Raw genomic sequence first — 18,123 nt, 5'->3', positions numbered from 1 at the left:
AAGAAGCGCGATGCCTAACATTAAACTGACGGTTAACTATTTGTATCGGCAATCCGGTGAAACGCGTGAAGCGTCTCAGGCGACAGCGCGTGTTTTTGTCGGTGATGAGCTTATCGCCACGGAAGTGATTACCGGTATGACAGAAAGCCCGGTCAATAAGTATTTGCACCATGCACAGCCTGATGGACAGCCGATACGAGTTGAGTGGGATTGTTCAGGAACGACAGCGATGACGGTTTCTGAGGTCGAACTCTGTCCCTGCTGTCACCACGATTAAGCCAAAATGTTCGCTATGGCTGTTATGCGTTACACTATGCAAATATCATGTCTGATGAGTACCGAGCGGGTGTCGAATTATAAACTTGCTATTTGCATGGTAATTATATTTTGTTTAATTGTTGGGAATAAATGATTTTAATTTCTTGGCTTTTTTTGTTTATAATTTCTAATCTTTCTTATCATATAGTGATTTGTTATTTCCCTGATTGTTTTTAGTGTGATTTTCCAAAGGACGATCTTTTATTAAAGGAGTGATTATGTTTACCAGAAAGAAAACGATCTTAGCGGTTTCAATATTATGTATTTCCTCTTCTGCATATGCAGATAATTTCCCGAAGTTAGATAAAGCGTTGCCATCAGGCATTGATGCAACGACTATTGCACCGATATTTGATTTTGATAAAGATAGCTGTTTACCTAGCGCAGGTATTAGCCGCGGTGGGGCTCAGAACCGCGGTCTGAAACCGACTGGCGGTCTGACAGGGGGGTGCCGCTGGTCTACATTTACGGATATGTCAAATACATTGCATCGCTATGCGTGTATTGATAGTGCTGGTGCTCGTTATTGTGGTCATTTCTACGCACTCTATTTTCAGAAAGACCAGATCTTGAATAAGCTTCCTGGTATTGGCACGGGTCACAAACATGATTGGGAACAGGTTGCCGTCTGGACAAGAAATGGGACGGTGACCCATGGCAGCTTTAGCGCCCATGGAAAGATGACAACAGAACTCGCCTCGAAACTGGAAAAGCAAGATAAACATCTCAAATTTGTTTATCACAAGGATGGGGTATTAACACATGCATTTCGTTTTGCCAAAAAAAATGAACAAGCTGAAAATCCATTGGGTAAATTTGTTACACCGGATATTATTAGTTGGTATTCAATGGTAGGAGATGGAATTAGCAACGAAGAATTGCGTCATCGTTTAAATACTTTCGATTACGGGTCAGCATCGATTCCTCTTAAGGACAGTAACTTCCTCACTAACTTAAATAAGAATCGACCTGGCGGCTACCCTGAATTTACGCCAGCTAGCGTAACCGCAGCAAGATAATCATAAAACGGGGATAGTGAATCTATCCCTATTTCTCTGTTTTATTCTTTGGCACTTCCCTTTGTTCCGCACCCGCAAAGACATCGTAGATGTTGGTACAACACCGCAGCTTGTCATTGATGAATAACAAAGACCGGAACACGTCCGGCAGGTGAGCATATCTGAATCAATGTACAGCTTAGTGGCACGTTTTACGCATTTGGGACAAACAGTTGGGCGAAGTTATCCAGTAAATACTCAGCAACAACGGGAGGTACATCGGCAGGGGTAGACTGACGAAACACAAGCTTACGCCCCTTATAATCAATGCGCTTTTCCGGTTTATCACCGATATAAACAATGTCCAGGCCAGTACCGCCAAACGTGGCTTCCTGCTCTTCTTGATGTTTTTCTTCTTCACGCAGTGCTTCGACTAATTCGTTAGGTTCCATTGTATTTATCCATGAAAAAAGCCTGCTGGGCGAACCATGCAGGTTTGGAGGTTATGGCAGATTTTTGGCAAAAAAATACCGGAGCAGCTTTTAAGGCATACTCCGGTATCTTTCGCGAATTTAGCGCGTATTGATGAGTGGGGCAAGCAGGATGTGGATTATGGTCTGGCTGGATTTGACATGCGGATACTTATTGTTATGATTGGGTCATAACAATCGTAGGGTGACATATGGAACGTGATAGTGCTTTAGATTACCTGCTGTCATTGCATGGCGAGACGGTATACCGAGAAGATGGATACTGGTGGAAAGTGGATGCCTGGGAAGTTAAAGCGACGGCTTTCATCCCGCATGGTATCCGGTATGCGCTGACGTTGCATGATAAGCACAATACACGGGTATTCGGAATGGATAACGCACACGCCATTAAGCCGCCCAAGAAAGGGAAGTTTTCGGGTCGTCTGGTGTATGACCATGTACACCGAACGCCTGTGGATAAAGGTTATCCGTATGAGTTTGTGTCTGTCGCGCAGTTACTTGAAGATTTCTTTACCCGAATAGATGAAGTTATCGCTGAACGTGAAAAAAGAGGTTAATACGATGAAAGCCCTGATTGGCGTTATGCCTGAAGCTGTGATCCGCGCAAGAATGCTTGCCATCGTCAAAGGTCAGTACAAGCCAGAAGAAGGGGAACCTAAAGTGTGGTTTACTTCCATGAACGCACTGGCTCAAGTGCTCAGTAATGAGAATATCGCTTTGCTGCGACTTATGGATGAACAAAAACCCGAAACCCTCACCGAACTGGCGGCAATGTCTGGTCGTCAGAAAAGCAATTTATCCGTGACGCTCAAAACACTGAACTCGCATGGTTTTGTAAGACTGGAAAAAGTCGGGAAAAGTGTTAAGCCAGTAGCGATGTTCACCGATTTTGATATTCAGGTGAAGCAGGAGTTTATTGAGAAGTTTTCACCGAAAGCTGCCTGAACGTAGCCCAGTTCGCTGGGCTGCCGTTCCCTATCTTTTTATTCCCGCCAAATTTCTCTATAGATCAGCAGAAAGGTGTCAGTTCGGTTGGTTCAGTTGATTCACGGGCTGCTAAGCCGCGCCAGCACTGGATTTATGTGAACCAACATAGCCCTTATCGCGTTGGTTCACCCATCCAGCCAGAAAATAATCAACTTGACGAGCGTTTAACTTCATCTGGGGGTATCTCTTTTAGACCGAACACGGAATACCGCCAAATGTACCCCCCTGAAATGTGTTGATTGCAATAGATTGTAATAGACGTTGGGATAATGAGATTGGGTGTTAAGGCTTGATATTGCTGGGTTTTGTTGACTGGAGTAGATGTTGGGATAAGTGCGAATGGTGTCCCCAGCAGGAATCGAACCTGCAACTAGCCCTTAGGAGGGGCTTGTTATATCCGTTTAACTATGGAGACGTGAAGCCCGGCTATTATACGCATTTTTGCTCTGGGAATAAGCACTTAACGGCGCGTTTGCTCAAAGTGTCGGCAATCAGTGTTTTCCTCTGTGCGTTTTTTCCTCATTTTCATGCGTCTTTTGGCGTTTGGTGTGAGGTGCATGGCTCATGTCGTTGCGAATTTGCGCATGACTGATGAGTGCGAAAATAAAGGTGCCGCCGATAATGTTCCCCACCAGCGTGGGCAAGGCAAATGGCCAGATGAACGCCTGCCAGGGGATGTGGCCAATGAATACGAGATAGAGAATCTCTGAGGCACCAGCCACGATATGCGTGAGATTACTGAATGCAATCATCCAGGTCATGATGATGATAATCCACAGTTTGGCGGAATGGGCGCGAGGCAGCATCCAAACCATCGTGGCAATAATCCAGCCAGAGACAACGGCGTTGGCGAACATCTCTGTTGGCGAGTTCTTCATGACTTTCATGGCGATATTCACTAATGCCCCTCGCGTTTCGCCATCAAAAACGGGCATGTAGGTAAAGGCGAGAGCGGCCAGCGCTGTACCGATCAGATTACCAGCCAGCACGACGAACCATAATCGACCGAGCAGATAGAAATTGCTGCGCGTTGGCTTATGCATGATAGGAAGCACCGCCGTGACCGTATTTTCGGTAAACAACTGCTGACGTGCCATAATGACAATCACAAAGCCAATGGTGTAACCGAAACATTCCAGCAGAAAGCCGCCGGGCACGTCAATCAGCGGGGTGTGGAGCATACCGACGGCCATGAATGAGGTTCCCATGGAGATCCCTGCGGCAATTGCCGACCACAAGAGCGCCATCGCATCGCGTTCCAGCTCTTTTTGTCCCTCCTGACGGATCTCTTCATGGATCGCGGCGGCAGGAGAAGGTAAATGCTCCTCGTCAATATTGATCGCTTTTCCCTGCGTGCTTTCCTCACTTTCCACCACAACGTCCTTTTCTTTCTTTTGCTGAGTTAGCTTGGATTCTGAAGATGGATTCATAAGGGTTCTCTTAATGCTTAGACTATGGCTAACGATGCTGAAGCCGCAGATGTGAGCACCAGCAATCCCGATGATAAGCGTAGTCATTTTTTACGATATGTGATGGTGTGATACGTCTCACTGATTTAGTCTGGGGTGCTATGCTGTTAGGGGACACTGAAATCCTGTGCTGTCATCCACGCTGGAGTGCGTGTCGCTATGATGTCGCGTGCTGTCCCCATAAGAAAAATGGCAAACCTCTGAAAATGCAGTAATGCGTAAGCCAACGTAGCGATGGAGCAATAAAATGTTACACTATTGGCCGATATCCCGCCCTTATCGTCATCGTCCAGCCTGGGGCTGATATGAGACCGATTTTCGGTCGCGGGTATAGCACACAATAAATCAGGGAGAACAGATATGAATTACCGCCTGAGTGGGGTGGTGTTTGCCAGCGTGTTGTTGATCGGCTGCGCCAGTTCCGGGGATCGCGATCAAGAAGGTCGTTCCGATCCGCTTGAAGGCTTTAACCGTACCATGTTCAGCTTTAACTATGACGTTCTGGATCCTTATCTGGTCCGTCCGGCTGCGGTTGCCTGGCGCGATTATGTGCCGACGCCTGCGCGTAACGGGCTGGGGAACTTTTTTAGCAACCTGGAAGAGCCTGCAACGATGGTGAACTACTTCGTTGAAGGCAAACCCTATAAAGCGATGATTCACTTTAACCGTTTCTTCCTGAACACCTTGCTCGGGATGGGCGGTCTGATTGACGTAGCGTCAATGGCGAATCCGAAACTGGCGAAAGAAGAGTCTCGCCGTTTTGGGAGCACATTGGGTAATTATGGCGTGGGCTATGGGCCTTATGTGGTGATGCCCGGCTACGGTAGCGTGACACTCCGTGAAGATGGCGGTGGCGTAGTGGATACGCTGTATCCGATGCTGAGCTATCTGACGCTTTGGATGTCTGCGGGCAAATGGGCTATCGAAGGGATAGAAACGCGAGCGCAGTTGTTGGATTCCGACAGTCTGCTGCGTAACTCTTCCGATCCCTACCTGATGATGCGTGAAGCCTACTTCCAACGGCATGATTTTCTTGCCAGCGATGGGAAAATCACCCCGCAGAAGAACCCGAATGCCGCAGCGATTGAAGATTCGCTCGACGAGATCGATTCAGCGAAATAGTGTGGCGTGTTATCGCTCATTTCACAGGCACCTACGGGTGCCTGTTGCTTTTATAAAACACTGCTAAACTTATTTTTACCATGATGTTTCTGTGGTTTGTTTCTTAAAAGTTATGGCATTGTTGTCCATTTATTTACTTACTAAAATTTATTTCCTCCTGTCAGATAACAATAATGCTAGGTCGTTAACCGCTACTGATGCCGATCATGGCTGAAATGTGTCAGCACGCTGATTTTTTTGTTAGCAAGGTGATTAACAAAAAGGTCATAAGAATGATGCTTTTTACTGATGGTCGTGCGGTCGTGTGTTAATGAATGCCTGGAATTCTATTTACCTGCACTTATAAAAATAGAGATATAAGCATGAAAAAACTACTTGCTATGTTCTTCTGCCTGAGCGTGGTGGTTAACGCCCCTCTGGCGATGGCTGAAGACGCTAAAACGACAGAGAAGACAACGGATGTAATACTGATCGGCGGGGGGATTATGAGCTCTACGCTGGGCGTGTATTTACAGGAGCTGCAACCAGACTGGTCTATCGATATGGTTGAGCGGATGGATAACGTGGCGGAAGAGAGCTCTAACGGCTGGAATAATGCTGGTACGGGACACTCGGCCTTCATGGAACTCAACTACACGCCGGATAATCCTGACGGCCCGATCAACATCAGCAAAGCGCTGGAAATTACTGAAGCGTTTGAAGTCTCGCGCCAGTTCTGGTCCTATCAGGTGAAAAACGGTGTGCTGAATAATCCACACTCTTTCATTAACAGCGTGCCACATATCAGTTTTGTCTGGGGTGACGAAAATACCGCTTTCCTGAAGCACCGCTATGATGCAATGCAGCACAGCACGTTGTACCGTGGTATGGAGTTCTCCGACGATCCCAATACGATCAAAGCGTGGGCGCCGTTGGTGATAGAAGGCCGCGATCCGGCTCAGAAGGTCGCTGCGACCCGTATGCCTATCGGCACCGACGTGAACTACGGTGAAATCACGCGTCAACTGGTTGGCGCGATGAAAACCAAGTCCAACTTTGCGCTGCACCTGAATTCAGAAGTGCGTGATATCAAACGTAATGCAGACAACACCTGGAGCGTGACTTACGCCGATCTGAAGAACGGTGAGAAAGAAAGCGTGATTAAGGCGAAGTTCGTCTTTATCGGTGCCGGTGGGGCAGCACTGCCGCTGTTGCAGAAATCCGGCATCCCTGAAGCCGATCTGTACGGTGGCTTCCCGGTGGGGGGGGAATTCCTGGTGACAGAAAACCCGGAAATCGTGAAGCGTCATATGGCAAAAGTGTACGGTAAAGCTTCTGTCGGTGCGCCACCCATGTCCGTTCCTCATCTGGACACCCGTATTTTTGACGGTAAGCCAGTCCTGCTGTTCGGGCCGTTTGCTACCTTCTCCAGCAAGTTCCTGAAAAACGGTTCGCTGTGGGATCTGATCGGTTCTGTCACGTTCTCCAACGTAATGCCGATGACGCATGTCGGTCTGGATAACTTCGATCTGGTGAAATATCTGGTTAGTCAGGTCATGATGGATGATGACGATCGTTTCGCCGCGTTGCAGGAATACTTCCCGAACGCGAAGAAAGAAGACTGGAGACTAACGATTGCCGGACAGCGCGTTCAGGTTATCAAGAAAGATGATGAGCAAGGTGGTGTGCTGAAGCTGGGGACGGAGATCGTCAGCTCGCAGGATGGCTCGATTGCGGCCCTGCTGGGTGCCTCTCCTGGTGCGTCTACCGCCGCGCCGATTATGCTGAGCCTGCTGGAAAAAGTGTTTAAGGATAAAGTGGCGACGCCGGAATGGCAGAGCAAGCTGAAAGAAATTGTTCCGTCTTATGGTCAGAAGCTGGACGGAAATATTGAAATGACCAATAAAATCCGCAGCTACACCAGCAGCACGCTGGGTCTGGATTATATTGAGGTTAAGCCGGAATAACCGTAAAGCACGATGAAGGCCGCGAAAGCGGCCTTTTTTGTGGCCTCGTAGCGGTGCAGGCAAGCTATAAAAAAAGCAGGTAAGTGGCCTTACCTGCTTTGTAACATGCTGGCCGATAGCCAGTGCGTTATTTAGAACGCGTAGTTAAAGTTCACACCGTACAGCCAGGCTTTACCTTCAGAGCTGAAGTTGTACGTTGGAGACGTTGCCGTTGGGCCTTTTTCGGTGATGGTAACTTTTTTACCATGCATGTAAGACACACCAACATCCACAGAAGCGTCTTTATTAAACGCATAGGTGGTGCCAGCGCTCAACCAGAAACGATCCTGATCCGGGATAGATATCGAGCGTTTATCTGCCGGAACGGGGCTGTCATCAAACGCGATGCCGCCACGGAACGTCCAGTTATCGTCGTGATAGTAGGTAGTACCGAGTGCGATACGGTAGGCATCACGGAAGCTTTCATCTTTCTGGAACAAGGTTTGGCCGCTACTGCCTGTCGCTTTCAACTCTTGGAATTGACTCCAACTGGTGTAGGTCAGACTGTAGTGAACCGCCCATTTCGGTGCAACACGGTGGTAGGCTGAAGCCTCCCACATTTCTGGCAGGTTCAGTGTCAGTTTACCCGGTACGGTTGCGCCATTAAGGGCTCCTGTGCCTACAGGCAACTGGTTGCTGTAGTCACCATTAAAGTCGATATCGACTTTAGAGCGATAGGTCAGACCGAGGCGGTTATTCTCATCGACTTCATATAAAAGTCCTGCATTCCAGCCGTAGCCCCACTCTTTGCCTTCCAAACGTGAGATTTCTGTGCTGGAGGTCACGCCTAGAGAGGAAGGAAATGCGGCGGATAATTCCCCCGCGTGGCGTACAATTTTTGCATCAGCATACACGGCGTTAACGCCCAGACCGAAGCTGAAATGTTGGTTCAGACGGTAAGCGGCGCTCAGGTTCAGGTTGGATGTCACCAGATCGGTTTTTCCGCCGATAGAGCCTGCAACGTAATTGTCATTAAACTCGGTCGCCAGACCATAATTGGTGACTGCGGAAGCACCAATTGCCCACTGCTCATTCAGCGGCATAATGAAATGCAGATTAGGCACCCAAGCGTGTGGCGCGATATTTCTCGCATCGGCATTTTGCCCTGATGAGCTGGAGCCATTGATATCAATATCCGGGTTGATGTAGGTGACACCACCGGAGAAGGATGGTCTGTCAAACATCGTCATGGTCGCCGGGTTACGGCTACCGGAGGTCGCATTGTCGGCTACGGCACCTTCACCAGAAAACGCGCGTCCCAGACCCGATGATGAGTATTCATTAAGCTGGAAACCAGCCGCAGACACGTTTGCTGAAAACAGGGCCACCGCAACAGCAATTGTAGATTGTTTGAACAGGTTTTTCTGGCTCATGACCAAAACCTCTTTATATGCTTGTTATTTAACGTTGTTACACGGGGTAACAAGGGACGCGCATTGTAGGGGGCGCATTCAGCCTGACAAATCAGACCAGTTAGCAAAGTATAAGTTGGGAATATGATAATGTTGCGATTGTGTGGTTAAAATATTTCCAAAATGATGCAAAATTTAGAGCTGCTTAACGTTTTGGTTAATTTATGTGAAGGGGTGTTACTGTGATTTTACTGCTTCATAACACCTTAATGTGATTGATATCACTAAAATAGCTGACAGGTATGAAGTGCTGGTACTGCCTCAGAATGAGGGGGTAAAATATCAGTAAGATAAAAATATTTGAACTGGATCATATACGCTAGATAATTCGAGTTGCAGGAAGGCGGCAAGAGAAGGACAAATTCGTCGGGAACGAATTTGACCAGCCTTTGGGTGGCCTCCGGTGAGAGACAGGATGTCTCTCATTTAATCCCAATGAGCTTACTCAGGTAAGTGATTCGGGTGAGTGAACGTAGCCAACGTACATGCAGCTTGGAGTATGACGGGTATATATCTCCCCCGCGTTTTAAGAGGAAAGCATCATGACGAACGTAATTAATAAATGCAGTGCTGAAGAAACCGCTGCCTGCTGCTGTGTCGATGTCGGCACGATCATGGACAACACGGATTGCACGGCATCTTACAGCAAAATTTTCGGCGATCGTTCAGACGCGGAAGCGGCACTGGCCGCACTGACGGAAAAAGCGCGAGCGGTAGAGTCTGAGCCTTGTGAAATCAGTAGTACGCTGGAAGATGTCGACGGTGGCGTGAAACTGGACATTGATTTCACCTTCAGTTGCCAGGCTGAAACGATGATTTTCCAACTCGGCCTGCGTTAATCTTGTTGCTCGCAGGAGCCTCAAGCGGCTCCTGTTCTTTCCGCGTATCTCAGCCACGTTTCATTTCTGCTTTAAATCTTACAGCTTTCGCTTCTGCTTATGACGTATAACGCAAAAGGTCACACTTTTGTGTTGCGCGCCTTTGCGTAATGTAACCATCTGGTTAACAATGAAATCAGGTCTGACCTGTTGTGCGCGTACTTTATTTTCGGTTAACAGGAGCGTTTATGAGCGAGGTATTACCTCTGATAACCCGTCGTGGCGATCGCATCGCGTTCGTGAGCGGATTACGCACCCCATTTGCCCGGCAGGCAACGGCCTATCATGGCGTTCCTGCCCTCGAATTAGGAAAACTTGTCACCAGCGAATTACTGGTTCGCACGGGTATTGATCCTGAACTGATCGAGCTAGTGGTGTTCGGTCAGGTGGTTCAGATGCCCGAAGCGCCGAATATCGCCAGAGAGATTGTGCTCGGCACGGGCATGAGCGTGCATACCGATGCCTACAGCGTGTCGCGAGCCTGCGCCACTAGCTTTCAGGCGGTAGCCAATGTGGCGGAAAGTATAATGGCGGGTACGGTAGAAGTGGGGATCGCCGGAGGGGCGGATTCCTCATCCGTGCTGCCTATTGGTGTCAGTAAAGCATTGGCCAGAACGCTGGTGGATATGAGTAAAGCCCGAACGCTGAGCCAGAAGTTGAAACTGTTAAGCGGCCTGCGTCCGAAAGACCTGCTTCCGGTAGCCCCCGCGGTGGCGGAATATTCCACCGGGCTACGCATGGGCGACACCGCCGAACAGATGGCAAAAACCTACGGTATCACGCGTGAAGATCAGGATGCACTGGCGCACCGTTCGCACAAGCTGGCGGCCCAAGCCTGGGAGTCTGGCGTGCTGCGTGATGAAGTGATGACGGCCTACGTTCCTCCTTATGAGAAGGCGCTGAGTGAAGATAACAACGTGCGCCATGATTCCGCTTTAGAGCAGTATTCTCGTTTACGTCCGGCATTCGATCGCCGGCATGGCACGGTGACAGCGGCAAACAGTACGCCGTTAACGGATGGTGCCGCCGCCGTCTTGATGATGAGCGAATCCAGAGCGAAAAGCCTCGGACTTACGCCGCTAGGCTACCTGCGCAGTTATGCCTTTAGCGCCATCGGCGTGCAGCATGATATGTTGTTAGGGCCGGCTTACGCCTCCCCACTGGCGTTGGCAAGAGCTGGTGTGACGTTGGCCGACCTAACGTTAATTGATATGCACGAAGCCTTTGCCACCCAGACGTTGGCCAATCTGAAGCTCTTTGCCAGCGATGAGTTTGCCCGAAACCACTTGGGCAGAAATACGGCGCTGGGTGAGGTCGATCGTGACAAATTCAACGTGCTGGGTGGTTCTATTGCCTATGGGCATCCTTTTGCCGCCACGGGAGCGAGGATGATCACCCAAACGCTAAATGAACTGCGTCGTCGCGGCGGCGGGCTGGGGTTAACCACCGCCTGCGCGGCGGGTGGACTGGGTGCAGCCATGGTACTGGAGGTGACGCCATGAACGATCAACAGCCTTTCCTCTCAGCAACGAAAAGCCCGTCGGCTTTTTCCCTGACTCTCCGGCCAGACAATATCGGGGTGATCAGCATTGATGTTCCCGGCGAGAAAGTGAACACGTTAAAGCGCGAATTTGCAGAACAAATCCTCTCAATTTTCGAACAGGCGCGACAGCATGCGACGCTTAGAGGGCTGATTTTGGTTTCTGCCAAGCCTGATTCGTTTATTGCTGGTGCTGATATCACCATGTTGAACCAGTGCAGTAGCGCCGAGCAGGCAGAAAGTCTGGCGAAGCAAGGTCAGGAAACGTTTGAGCAGATCGCCGCGCTACCGTTCCCCGTGGTGGCGGCGATCCACGGTGCGTGTTTAGGCGGTGGGTTGGAACTGGCCTTAGCCTGTGACTATCGCGTTTGTTCGCTGGATGAAAAGACGGTGTTGGGGCTACCGGAAGTACAGCTTGGCCTCCTTCCCGGATCAGGGGGAACACAGCGTTTGCCACGATTGATTGGTCTGGATAGCGCGTTGGATCTCATACTGACCGGTCGCCATCTCCGTGCGAGTCAGGCATTGCGGCAAGGGCTGGTTGATGAAGCCGTACCACACGATATCCTGCTAGCGACGGCGGTAGACATTCTCAAAAAAGGAAAACGCAAAGCGGTGCCGCTGGGCTGGCGTTCGCGTCTGCTGAATTGCCCAGGCATTCGTCATGTGCTTTTCAAAATGGTGAAACGCAGGACTCGTGCGAAAACACACGGCAACTATCCGGCTACCGAAAAGATCATTCAGGTCGTGCGCCGGGGAATCGAAAAAGGCCATGAAGAAGGGTATCGGCAGGAAGCACGAGCGTTCGGCAAGCTAGTGATGACGCCGGAGTCTGCTGCGTTACGCCATCTATTCTTTGCTTCTAATGCCCTAAAGAAAACGACGGGATCTGACGCTGACGCGAAACCGATCCACCGTGTCGGGATTCTCGGCGGTGGGTTAATGGGGGGCGGGATTGCCAGCGTGACGGCGACGCGCGGGAAATTGCCGGTGCGCATTAAAGATATCCATGAGCAGGGCATTAACCATGCGTTGAAATACAACTGGCAGTTATTGACCAAACGCGTTCAGCGTAAACGAATAAAGCCGATGGAGCGTCAGCGGTTGATGACGTTGATTTCTGGCAGCACCGACTACCGCGGTTTTGAACATGCGGATATCGTCATTGAAGCGGTCTTTGAAGAGTTGGCGCTGAAGCGGCAAATGGTGGCGGAGATTGAAGATCATGCCGCGCCACACACCATTTTTGCATCAAATACCTCATCCTTGCCGATTCATCAGATTGCGGAAGGCGCGCGCCGCCCACAGCAGGTGGTTGGCCTGCACTATTTTAGTCCGGTGGACAAAATGCCGCTGGTTGAGGTGATTCCTCACGCGCATACCAGCGCGGAGACGGTGGCGACGACGGTGGCTCTGGCGAGAAAACAGGGCAAAACCGCCATCGTCGTGGGTGACAGCGCCGGTTTTTATGTTAACCGCATATTGGCACCTTACATTAACGAAGCGGCTTACTGTCTGCTGGAAGGGGAACCCGTTGAATCGATTGACTATGCGCTGGTGCGTTTTGGTTTCCCTGTCGGCCCGCTTGCACTGCTTGATGAAGTCGGTATTGATGTCGCGACCAAAATCGTGCCCGTGCTGACTGAAGCGTTGGGCGCACGCTTTACTTCTCCGCCAGCGTTTGAGGCGATTCTGAAAGATGGGCGCAAAGGACGTAAAAATGGCAAAGGATTCTATCGGTACAATAAAACGTCTCGTTTCTGGCAGACAGGGAAAGAGGTGGATAGCTCGGTTTATCCCCTGCTGGATGTGACGCCGAAGGCGCATATCGACCCGGCGCTAATCAGCCAGCGAGCAGTGATGATGATGTTGAATGAGGCGGTGCGTTGTCTGGATGAAGGCGTGATTCAATGCGCGCGTGACGGCGATATCGGTGCCGTATTTGGTATTGGTTTCCCGCCGTTCCTTGGTGGCCCGTTCCACTACATGGATCGGCTGGGGATAGAAACGGTCGTGAAAACGCTGTGCGTACTGCAACAACAGTATGGCGATCGGTTCGCACCCTGTGAACGTTTACTCGCAATGCGGGAAGATCGACGGACGTTTTATCCGCCGACCGATGAAGACGATCACGTTAGTTGATCGTGACGTTGATCGTCACGGTGTCTTTATACGTTCCCGCCGGCTTGCTGGCCTGACTGGCGTTTATTCGGGCGGTATACGGGATATTTTGCGTCATTCCCGTTCCCGCCCCGCTATAATCGTTCGTCTCGGTCCAGGCAATGTTCCCGGTGCGATAGAGTTGATATTGCAAATAGTAGGGCGTACCGCCCACGGTTGCGGTCATTCTACGCCAGTTAGCATCGTCAGAAGTACTGATCAGCTTGACGGTATAGGCACCTTGCAGCGTGCAGCGAACGCCGAGGTTATTATTGACCGCCGCGAAATCGGCGGGAAATGCCGCTGTGCCAAAGCTGATATTCGGCGCGCTGGTGATCTGGCAATCATTGGTGATGTTCATGGTGATATTGAGCGTTGAGGTTGTTGATCCCTCGTCGAAAACACAGACCACTATTCCCAATACCGTCGCTCCCAGTGAACAAAGGCGGTAATCCCATTTAATAGTCACGGTATCGGTGTAGGTGCCCGCAGCAACGTTGTTGCCTGTTGTGGTGCGGATATAGATCGGGATTGTACCGTCAGAGGAATTGAACAAACCGAGTATTCCCAGAAAGGTCGTCTGACTCCAGATGTAACTTGAACCTATGTTATAGGGCGTACCGCAGCCAGAATCCATACATAGGGTGTAGGGAACATAATCGGTGCTGGTTCCCCTGCGCATTCGCATGGTGGTGCCGCTGGGGTTGCTGTCATTTTGTATTGTGGCGGTGATGGTATTGGTGCTGTTTAGACTCAATAGACTGCCCGTACAGCGAAAACCGCTTCCTGACTGGACGACCTGTGGTGTGCCGTTAGCGCCAACCACAGAAGAGCCATACGGCCCCAGCGTGGTGGAGGCTGATTGAACCGTGCAGGCGGCATAGCTCAACGGCGCGTAATAGAGGGCGATCAGCACGAAGGCCAGACGTAACCCATGAATCGAGCGCCAGTTGATGGTAACGCGTCGCGAGATCTGCGGTAGCGGATTCAGCATCGTTTTATCCTTTTGAGTCAGTCTGGCAGGTAAGCGGGCCGACGGTCGCCATCATGGCCTGTGATTCCGGCAGTGAGAACGCCACATGGCACAGCCGTCCATCTTCTTGTGTAAAGCGTAAGCGAGTGGAGGTTCCCAGATGGGTGAAATAGGCCAGGCCGTCATAGCCGCTGAGGGTGGTATTGCCGCTGGCTTCATCGGTTACCCAGGTGCCGATGGTGAGTGGGGTGCCGTGGGTATTGCGCAGCATAATGTTGGCCGAACGGACGATATGCACAGGGAATGTTACGACGGTTCCACTGCCTTCTTTAACAGCCACACGCGATTCCACCTGTGGGGTAGTGACATTCGCGGGCAGTTGTAATGTATCGATCTCCAGCTTCGCGGGGTAATTGGACACGACCCACGGCACGAGTAAATGACCGCGTTTGTTGGTTTTTCCCACCAGTTGGTTCTCATATTTTACCGGGACATCGGGGTATCCTTCGGTATCGACCACAATAAAGGCGTCATTAATGCGATTGCTGGGGAAAAGCCCGCCGTTCATGTAGATCAGCGAACCGCTCATCTCACCCCATTGGGTCGTATTCCCTTCATTGCCATAGGTTCCGCCAGCAAGCGCGGCATAAGGGCCGCGCCAGTTTAGCGAGCCTTGATGATAAGGCGTTCTGCCTGCCCCATACGCAGCGTTCCAGCCGAATCCGCCTTCTGTCGGTGCGGTACGGTTCACGCCCACGCGTGGTGAATAATCGCCATTGCTGTCGCGTTGCACCCCGGCATTGACGCTGCCGTTTTTACCAAAGGGCATCACGAACTGGAGTTGGGCGCTGTAGCCGCTTTCTCCCAGTGATTTGTTAAAGGCAAGGTAAATAGAGCTGTCTTGCCAGACCTGACGGCTGAAAGAGAGATTCAGCAGCCGGGTTCGGGTTGCATCGTGCGCACGGATATCGAAGTAGCCGACACCGAACGAACCATTACCTTCACCGAGGAGTTGGCTGCTGAGGGTTGCCTGATAGCTTTCCCGGCTGAGGCGACCCTCCGTGATAACGGCAGTCAAATCACGATACGCTTCACTGCGTTTCGCGTGCTGAAAACTTAGGCCAAAGGCGGAACTGTAGTAAGAATAGCCGGTGGTGTATTGGTGTCCTGCGGCTTCTTTTTCGCTTTGGCTGTAGGAGGCGCTCAGCGTCCCCCAGCGTCCGGCGGTAAAATCCACTCCTGCGCCGAGCAGATACAGATTTTGTACCGCTTCACCATGCGCCGATACCGTCAGTTTGTTGCTTGCCCCATAGCGATAGATTCCGCTGACGGCAGGATCGTCAGTGTAGGCATTATTCTGTATGCCATAGTCCTGACGCAAAACGCCAACGGACAGATCGAAATCGTTCAACCCCTCTCTCAGCAAGGTGTTGGAAACGTAAAAGGGGATCGTAGTGGAAATTTGCCGCCCCTGAGCGTCTGTGGTGATGATGGTCGCTTCCCCTGCGCCGTTCAGGTAAGGGGTATTGGTCAGGGTGAAAGGACCGGCATTCAGGCTGGTGCTGTTCGCTTTATAACCGTTGATAAACAGATCCAGCGTGCTGGGCACGGCAGCGGTGCCGGTATATTGCAACATCGGATAGGTGACGATATCCGGGCGGAGGCTGAAATTACGGGCGATACGCAGGCCACCCATACGTACCGAGTTGCTCCACGTCAGGGAATTACTAATCAGGTCGCCAGCCTGATAGGTGAGCATTCGGTCGTTATCGTTGTAGCGCCAAGAGGTATCGAAGCGCTGATAGCGATCCCGTTGTGTGGTGTCGCCGCCCGAGATGAAAGAGTAGATCCCCGTATTGGATAACGTGCCGTAAGGGCTGAAAACGCGCTGTTCCATCCAACTACTGAGCGAATCTGAACCGCCCTGTGGTGAAGTGTAATAAAGGTTATAGTTGAACAACAAACCGGGGCTGCTGCGCGCGGGGACGTGCGCCACATCTTTCCCTCCGCCTTCAATGGATTGTTCGGGGAGCCAGAATACAGGCACGGTGAGCTTTAGCTGCTGGATGGCCTGATCGTAATCCGTGGTGACGTCTGGCAGTTCGCTGACATTGATCAACCCCGCGCTTTGTTCCGGCAGGCGGATGTGATTCGAACGCAACGTTGTCGCATCGACATAATAACTTCCCGCACGATACGTGATAGGTTCGACCTGGTTATTGCTTTGCCCATTCACGGAAAGCGTTAAATAGTAAACGGATTCGCTGAGCGCAGGCATTGTGCTGGGCGGTGGGGGAAGATCGGTATAGCTTTCCGCAAAAATGGTCGCAGAATAGAATAGGGTAAAGGGCGTATAGATGAGTAAGGGAATGATCTTCACGTCTGACTTCATCCTCGCTGCACGGTCAATAAATTTGCTGTTGTCGTTAACCGTCCGATCATTCGCGTTTGATCAAGATAGGAGCGCTGGTGTTGATCAGGTTGGTGAAGAGCTGCATTGCCGCACCGGGTGGGGAAACGCCTACAGGCAGCGGCCAGCGCATCTCTTGTCCCGGTAGCACATAGCCTAAAAAGCCGTCAGTTAGCGTTGTTCGGCTCCCTTTCCCGCTGCGCTCGGCTGACCAATAGACGTTACTTAGGCGGGCGTGTACCACGCCACGATTGCGAACATAAAGGTAGTTTTTTCCTCCAACTGAGCTGATGCGCCAACTGAGCACTGGCAGCGTAGGTTCGGTGTTGGCGCGTCGTTTATCCGGGCGAATGTGCGTCCAGACGCCAGCACCATCAAGGAAGAGCGGCAGCAGATAGCGCATCTGGAATTGCAGCCCCATCTGTGGGGCACCTTGCTGGTAGGGGGCGGAGATTTCATCAACGATGATGCGATAAGCCTGTTCAGTATTCGCTGGGGCGGGGTTGACGCGAATCAGACGCACCATATTGCGTTTCCCTGGCTCCAACGTCATGAACGGTGGCGTGGCAATCACGTTATTTTGCTCGGCATAGCGCTCCTGAAAATCTATCTGCTTCCAGGACATGATGCGTATTTGTAAACCGACAGGCGCATTGCCCTTGTTTTCCAGCCACAGTGCTGAACTGTTCTCATCAGATTCAATGACCTGATAAATCGGCCAAACAAGAATAGAACTGGCGGAAAAACAAGAAAGGCTGAGACTACTGAATAACAACACCACTGCCCGAATAAAAAACGTCATTTTCCTTTTCATCCTGTATTTACCCTGTTTTGTTTCTAATAAGTCAGGCTGACAGTCACGTTATCGGTGTACACCCCTGCGGGAGGCAGAGGTGCGCCGCCAAAATAGCGAGCATAAACGGTGTAAGTCTGGGGGGTAGCCGGAAAAGAGACGATACTGAGCGCGAGGCTCCCTGTTCCCCATACCCGAGTGTGTGCGGCATCGTGATATAGCTGATAAGCCAGCAGACGTGTTCCTGACGCATTTTTCAGATAGCGCTGTGTGCTGTCGCCGCCATTGACACCGTAGCCCAGTTCAATAATGGCGCTTGTACCGGGGGTACAGGTGGCAACAATCGAGCCACCGCCGCTTGAGCTGGCGATATCCACGTTGGTTGCCGTGGCGCTGCGCGTTCCGAAGTCAAGCGTGCCCATATTGGGTTGGCTGCTTGCGGCACTGGTGCCAAACACACAGCCTCGTTGTATGGTTGCGTCGACATCGAATGTGCTGCTAACGGTGAGCGCTATCGCCATTCTGGGGACAATGGAGACAGGCAGCAGAAGTAACAGCATCAATGCCGACGGAAAACGCATCGCCAT

At 51.0% G+C, this 18,123-nt stretch carries 16 protein-coding genes and 1 tRNA gene; 9 read left to right on the top strand and 8 right to left on the bottom strand.

What is annotated here, in order from left to right:
* The first annotated feature begins 10 nt into the window (after nucleotides 1-10).
* A complete protein-coding gene (locus OI69_RS03045; protein WP_039346005.1) occupies nucleotides 11-277 on the top strand; it encodes a hypothetical protein in 267 nt (88 codons plus the stop codon).
* 259 nt (nucleotides 278-536) lie between these two features.
* Nucleotides 537-1,337 (top strand): NPP1 family protein, encoded by an 801-nt coding sequence (locus OI69_RS03040; RefSeq protein ID WP_039346003.1) that lies wholly within the window; start codon nucleotides 537-539, stop codon nucleotides 1,335-1,337.
* Nucleotides 1,338-1,528: 191 nt separating this feature from the next.
* On the opposite strand, the gene OI69_RS03035 is transcribed toward OI69_RS03040, so the two are convergent.
* Complete coding sequence (locus OI69_RS03035; protein ID WP_052198290.1) at nucleotides 1,529-1,768, bottom strand: hypothetical protein; 240 nt, start codon at nucleotides 1,766-1,768, stop codon at nucleotides 1,529-1,531.
* A 230-nt stretch (nucleotides 1,769-1,998) separates the two neighbouring features.
* On the opposite strand from OI69_RS03035, the gene OI69_RS03030 reads away from it, so the two are divergent.
* Both OI69_RS03030 and OI69_RS03025 read left to right on the top strand, forming a co-directional pair.
* Entirely contained in the window at nucleotides 1,999-2,364 is a 366-nt protein-coding gene (locus OI69_RS03030) for a toxin-antitoxin system TumE family protein (protein WP_039346002.1), read from the top strand.
* 4 nt (nucleotides 2,365-2,368) lie between these two features.
* Complete coding sequence (locus OI69_RS03025) at nucleotides 2,369-2,752, top strand: HVO_A0114 family putative DNA-binding protein (protein ID WP_039346000.1); 384 nt, start codon at nucleotides 2,369-2,371, stop codon at nucleotides 2,750-2,752.
* Between the two features lie 382 nt (nucleotides 2,753-3,134).
* Here the strand turns inward: OI69_RS03025 and OI69_RS03020 are convergent.
* Together OI69_RS03020 and OI69_RS03015 are read right to left on the bottom strand one after the other, a co-directional pair.
* Nucleotides 3,135-3,209: transfer RNA gene (locus OI69_RS03020), tRNA-Arg, on the bottom strand.
* 76 nt (nucleotides 3,210-3,285) lie between these two features.
* A complete protein-coding gene (locus OI69_RS03015; RefSeq protein WP_039345998.1) occupies nucleotides 3,286-4,224 on the bottom strand; it encodes a formate/nitrite transporter family protein in 939 nt (312 codons plus the stop codon).
* A gap of 399 nt (nucleotides 4,225-4,623) precedes the next feature.
* Here OI69_RS03015 and mlaA point away from each other — a divergent pair, with 399 nt between their 5' ends.
* Together mlaA and mqo are read left to right on the top strand one after the other, a co-directional pair.
* Nucleotides 4,624-5,385, top strand: a complete 762-nt coding sequence (gene mlaA, locus OI69_RS03010; RefSeq protein WP_039345996.1) for a phospholipid-binding lipoprotein MlaA — start codon at nucleotides 4,624-4,626, stop codon at nucleotides 5,383-5,385.
* Between the two features lie 362 nt (nucleotides 5,386-5,747).
* On the top strand, nucleotides 5,748-7,331 hold the full coding sequence (gene mqo / locus OI69_RS03005; RefSeq protein WP_039345993.1) for a malate dehydrogenase (quinone): 1,584 nt from the start codon (nucleotides 5,748-5,750) through the stop codon (nucleotides 7,329-7,331).
* 131 nt (nucleotides 7,332-7,462) lie between these two features.
* Here the strand turns inward: mqo and fadL are convergent, their stop codons facing one another.
* Entirely contained in the window at nucleotides 7,463-8,743 is a 1,281-nt protein-coding gene (gene fadL, locus OI69_RS03000) for a long-chain fatty acid transporter FadL (protein WP_039345990.1), read from the bottom strand.
* Between the two features lie 581 nt (nucleotides 8,744-9,324).
* Between fadL and OI69_RS02995 the strand changes: the two genes are divergently transcribed.
* From OI69_RS02995 to fadJ, 3 genes are all read left to right on the top strand, one after another.
* Nucleotides 9,325-9,621: a YfcZ/YiiS family protein gene (locus OI69_RS02995; RefSeq protein WP_080752593.1), complete on the top strand. Its 297-nt coding sequence runs from the start codon at nucleotides 9,325-9,327 to the stop codon at nucleotides 9,619-9,621.
* 227 nt (nucleotides 9,622-9,848) lie between these two features.
* Nucleotides 9,849-11,162: an acetyl-CoA C-acyltransferase FadI gene (gene fadI / locus OI69_RS02990; RefSeq protein WP_039345988.1), complete on the top strand. Its 1,314-nt coding sequence runs from the start codon at nucleotides 9,849-9,851 to the stop codon at nucleotides 11,160-11,162.
* Nucleotides 11,159-13,342: a fatty acid oxidation complex subunit alpha FadJ gene (fadJ, locus tag OI69_RS02985; protein ID WP_039345987.1), complete on the top strand. Its 2,184-nt coding sequence runs from the start codon at nucleotides 11,159-11,161 to the stop codon at nucleotides 13,340-13,342. Before fadI ends, fadJ begins: the two co-directional genes overlap by 4 nt.
* Here fadJ and OI69_RS02980 read toward each other — a convergent pair.
* From OI69_RS02980 to OI69_RS02965, 4 genes are read right to left on the bottom strand one after another with little or no spacing between them, the layout of a single operon-like run.
* Complete coding sequence (locus OI69_RS02980) at nucleotides 13,335-14,354, bottom strand: Csu type fimbrial protein (RefSeq protein WP_039345984.1); 1,020 nt, start codon at nucleotides 14,352-14,354, stop codon at nucleotides 13,335-13,337. The genes fadJ and OI69_RS02980 overlap by 8 nt on opposite strands.
* A 4-nt stretch (nucleotides 14,355-14,358) precedes the next feature.
* Nucleotides 14,359-16,713, bottom strand: coding sequence for a fimbria/pilus outer membrane usher protein (locus tag OI69_RS02975; protein WP_235319651.1), 2,355 nt, complete (start codon nucleotides 16,711-16,713; stop codon nucleotides 14,359-14,361).
* Between the two features lie 58 nt (nucleotides 16,714-16,771).
* The gene (locus tag OI69_RS02970) at nucleotides 16,772-17,545 is read right to left on the bottom strand and encodes a fimbrial biogenesis chaperone (protein WP_039345978.1); all 774 of its coding nucleotides are present in this window, start codon (nucleotides 17,543-17,545) and stop codon (nucleotides 16,772-16,774) included.
* 35 nt (nucleotides 17,546-17,580) lie between these two features.
* Nucleotides 17,581-18,117, bottom strand: coding sequence for a Csu type fimbrial protein (locus tag OI69_RS02965; RefSeq protein ID WP_039345975.1), 537 nt, complete (start codon nucleotides 18,115-18,117; stop codon nucleotides 17,581-17,583).
* Nucleotides 18,118-18,123: the final 6 nt, after the last annotated feature.

It is taken from the genome of Pectobacterium fontis (assembly GCF_000803215.1).
Classification (GTDB): Bacteria; Pseudomonadota; Gammaproteobacteria; order Enterobacterales; family Enterobacteriaceae; genus Pectobacterium; species Pectobacterium fontis.
Note: the sequence above shows the minus strand (reverse complement) of the source record. Positions and strands in the feature narration are given on the sequence as shown.

Bases quoted from the DNA above. Each gene is read 5' to 3' on its own strand.
- mlaA (WP_039345996.1), top strand. From the start codon at position 4,624: ATGAATTACCGCCTGAGTGGGGTGGTGTTTGCCAGCGTGTTGTTGATC.
- OI69_RS03015 (WP_039345998.1), bottom strand. From the start codon at position 4,224: ATGAATCCATCTTCAGAATCCAAGCTAACTCAGCAAAAGAAAGAAAAG.
- OI69_RS03030 (WP_039346002.1), top strand. From the start codon at position 1,999: ATGGAACGTGATAGTGCTTTAGATTACCTGCTGTCATTGCATGGCGAG.
- OI69_RS03045 (WP_039346005.1), top strand. From the start codon at position 11: ATGCCTAACATTAAACTGACGGTTAACTATTTGTATCGGCAATCCGGT.
- OI69_RS03035 (WP_052198290.1), bottom strand. From the start codon at position 1,768: ATGGAACCTAACGAATTAGTCGAAGCACTGCGTGAAGAAGAAAAACAT.
- OI69_RS02980 (WP_039345984.1), bottom strand. From the start codon at position 14,354: ATGCTGAATCCGCTACCGCAGATCTCGCGACGCGTTACCATCAACTGG.
- OI69_RS02970 (WP_039345978.1), bottom strand. From the start codon at position 17,545: ATGACGTTTTTTATTCGGGCAGTGGTGTTGTTATTCAGTAGTCTCAGC.
- OI69_RS03040 (WP_039346003.1), top strand. From the start codon at position 537: ATGTTTACCAGAAAGAAAACGATCTTAGCGGTTTCAATATTATGTATT.
- fadL (WP_039345990.1), bottom strand. From the start codon at position 8,743: ATGAGCCAGAAAAACCTGTTCAAACAATCTACAATTGCTGTTGCGGTG.
- OI69_RS02965 (WP_039345975.1), bottom strand. From the start codon at position 18,117: ATGCGTTTTCCGTCGGCATTGATGCTGTTACTTCTGCTGCCTGTCTCC.
- OI69_RS03025 (WP_039346000.1), top strand. From the start codon at position 2,369: ATGAAAGCCCTGATTGGCGTTATGCCTGAAGCTGTGATCCGCGCAAGA.
- fadI (WP_039345988.1), top strand. From the start codon at position 9,849: ATGAGCGAGGTATTACCTCTGATAACCCGTCGTGGCGATCGCATCGCG.
- fadJ (WP_039345987.1), top strand. From the start codon at position 11,159: ATGAACGATCAACAGCCTTTCCTCTCAGCAACGAAAAGCCCGTCGGCT.
- mqo (WP_039345993.1), top strand. From the start codon at position 5,748: ATGAAAAAACTACTTGCTATGTTCTTCTGCCTGAGCGTGGTGGTTAAC.
- OI69_RS02995 (WP_080752593.1), top strand. From the start codon at position 9,325: ATGACGAACGTAATTAATAAATGCAGTGCTGAAGAAACCGCTGCCTGC.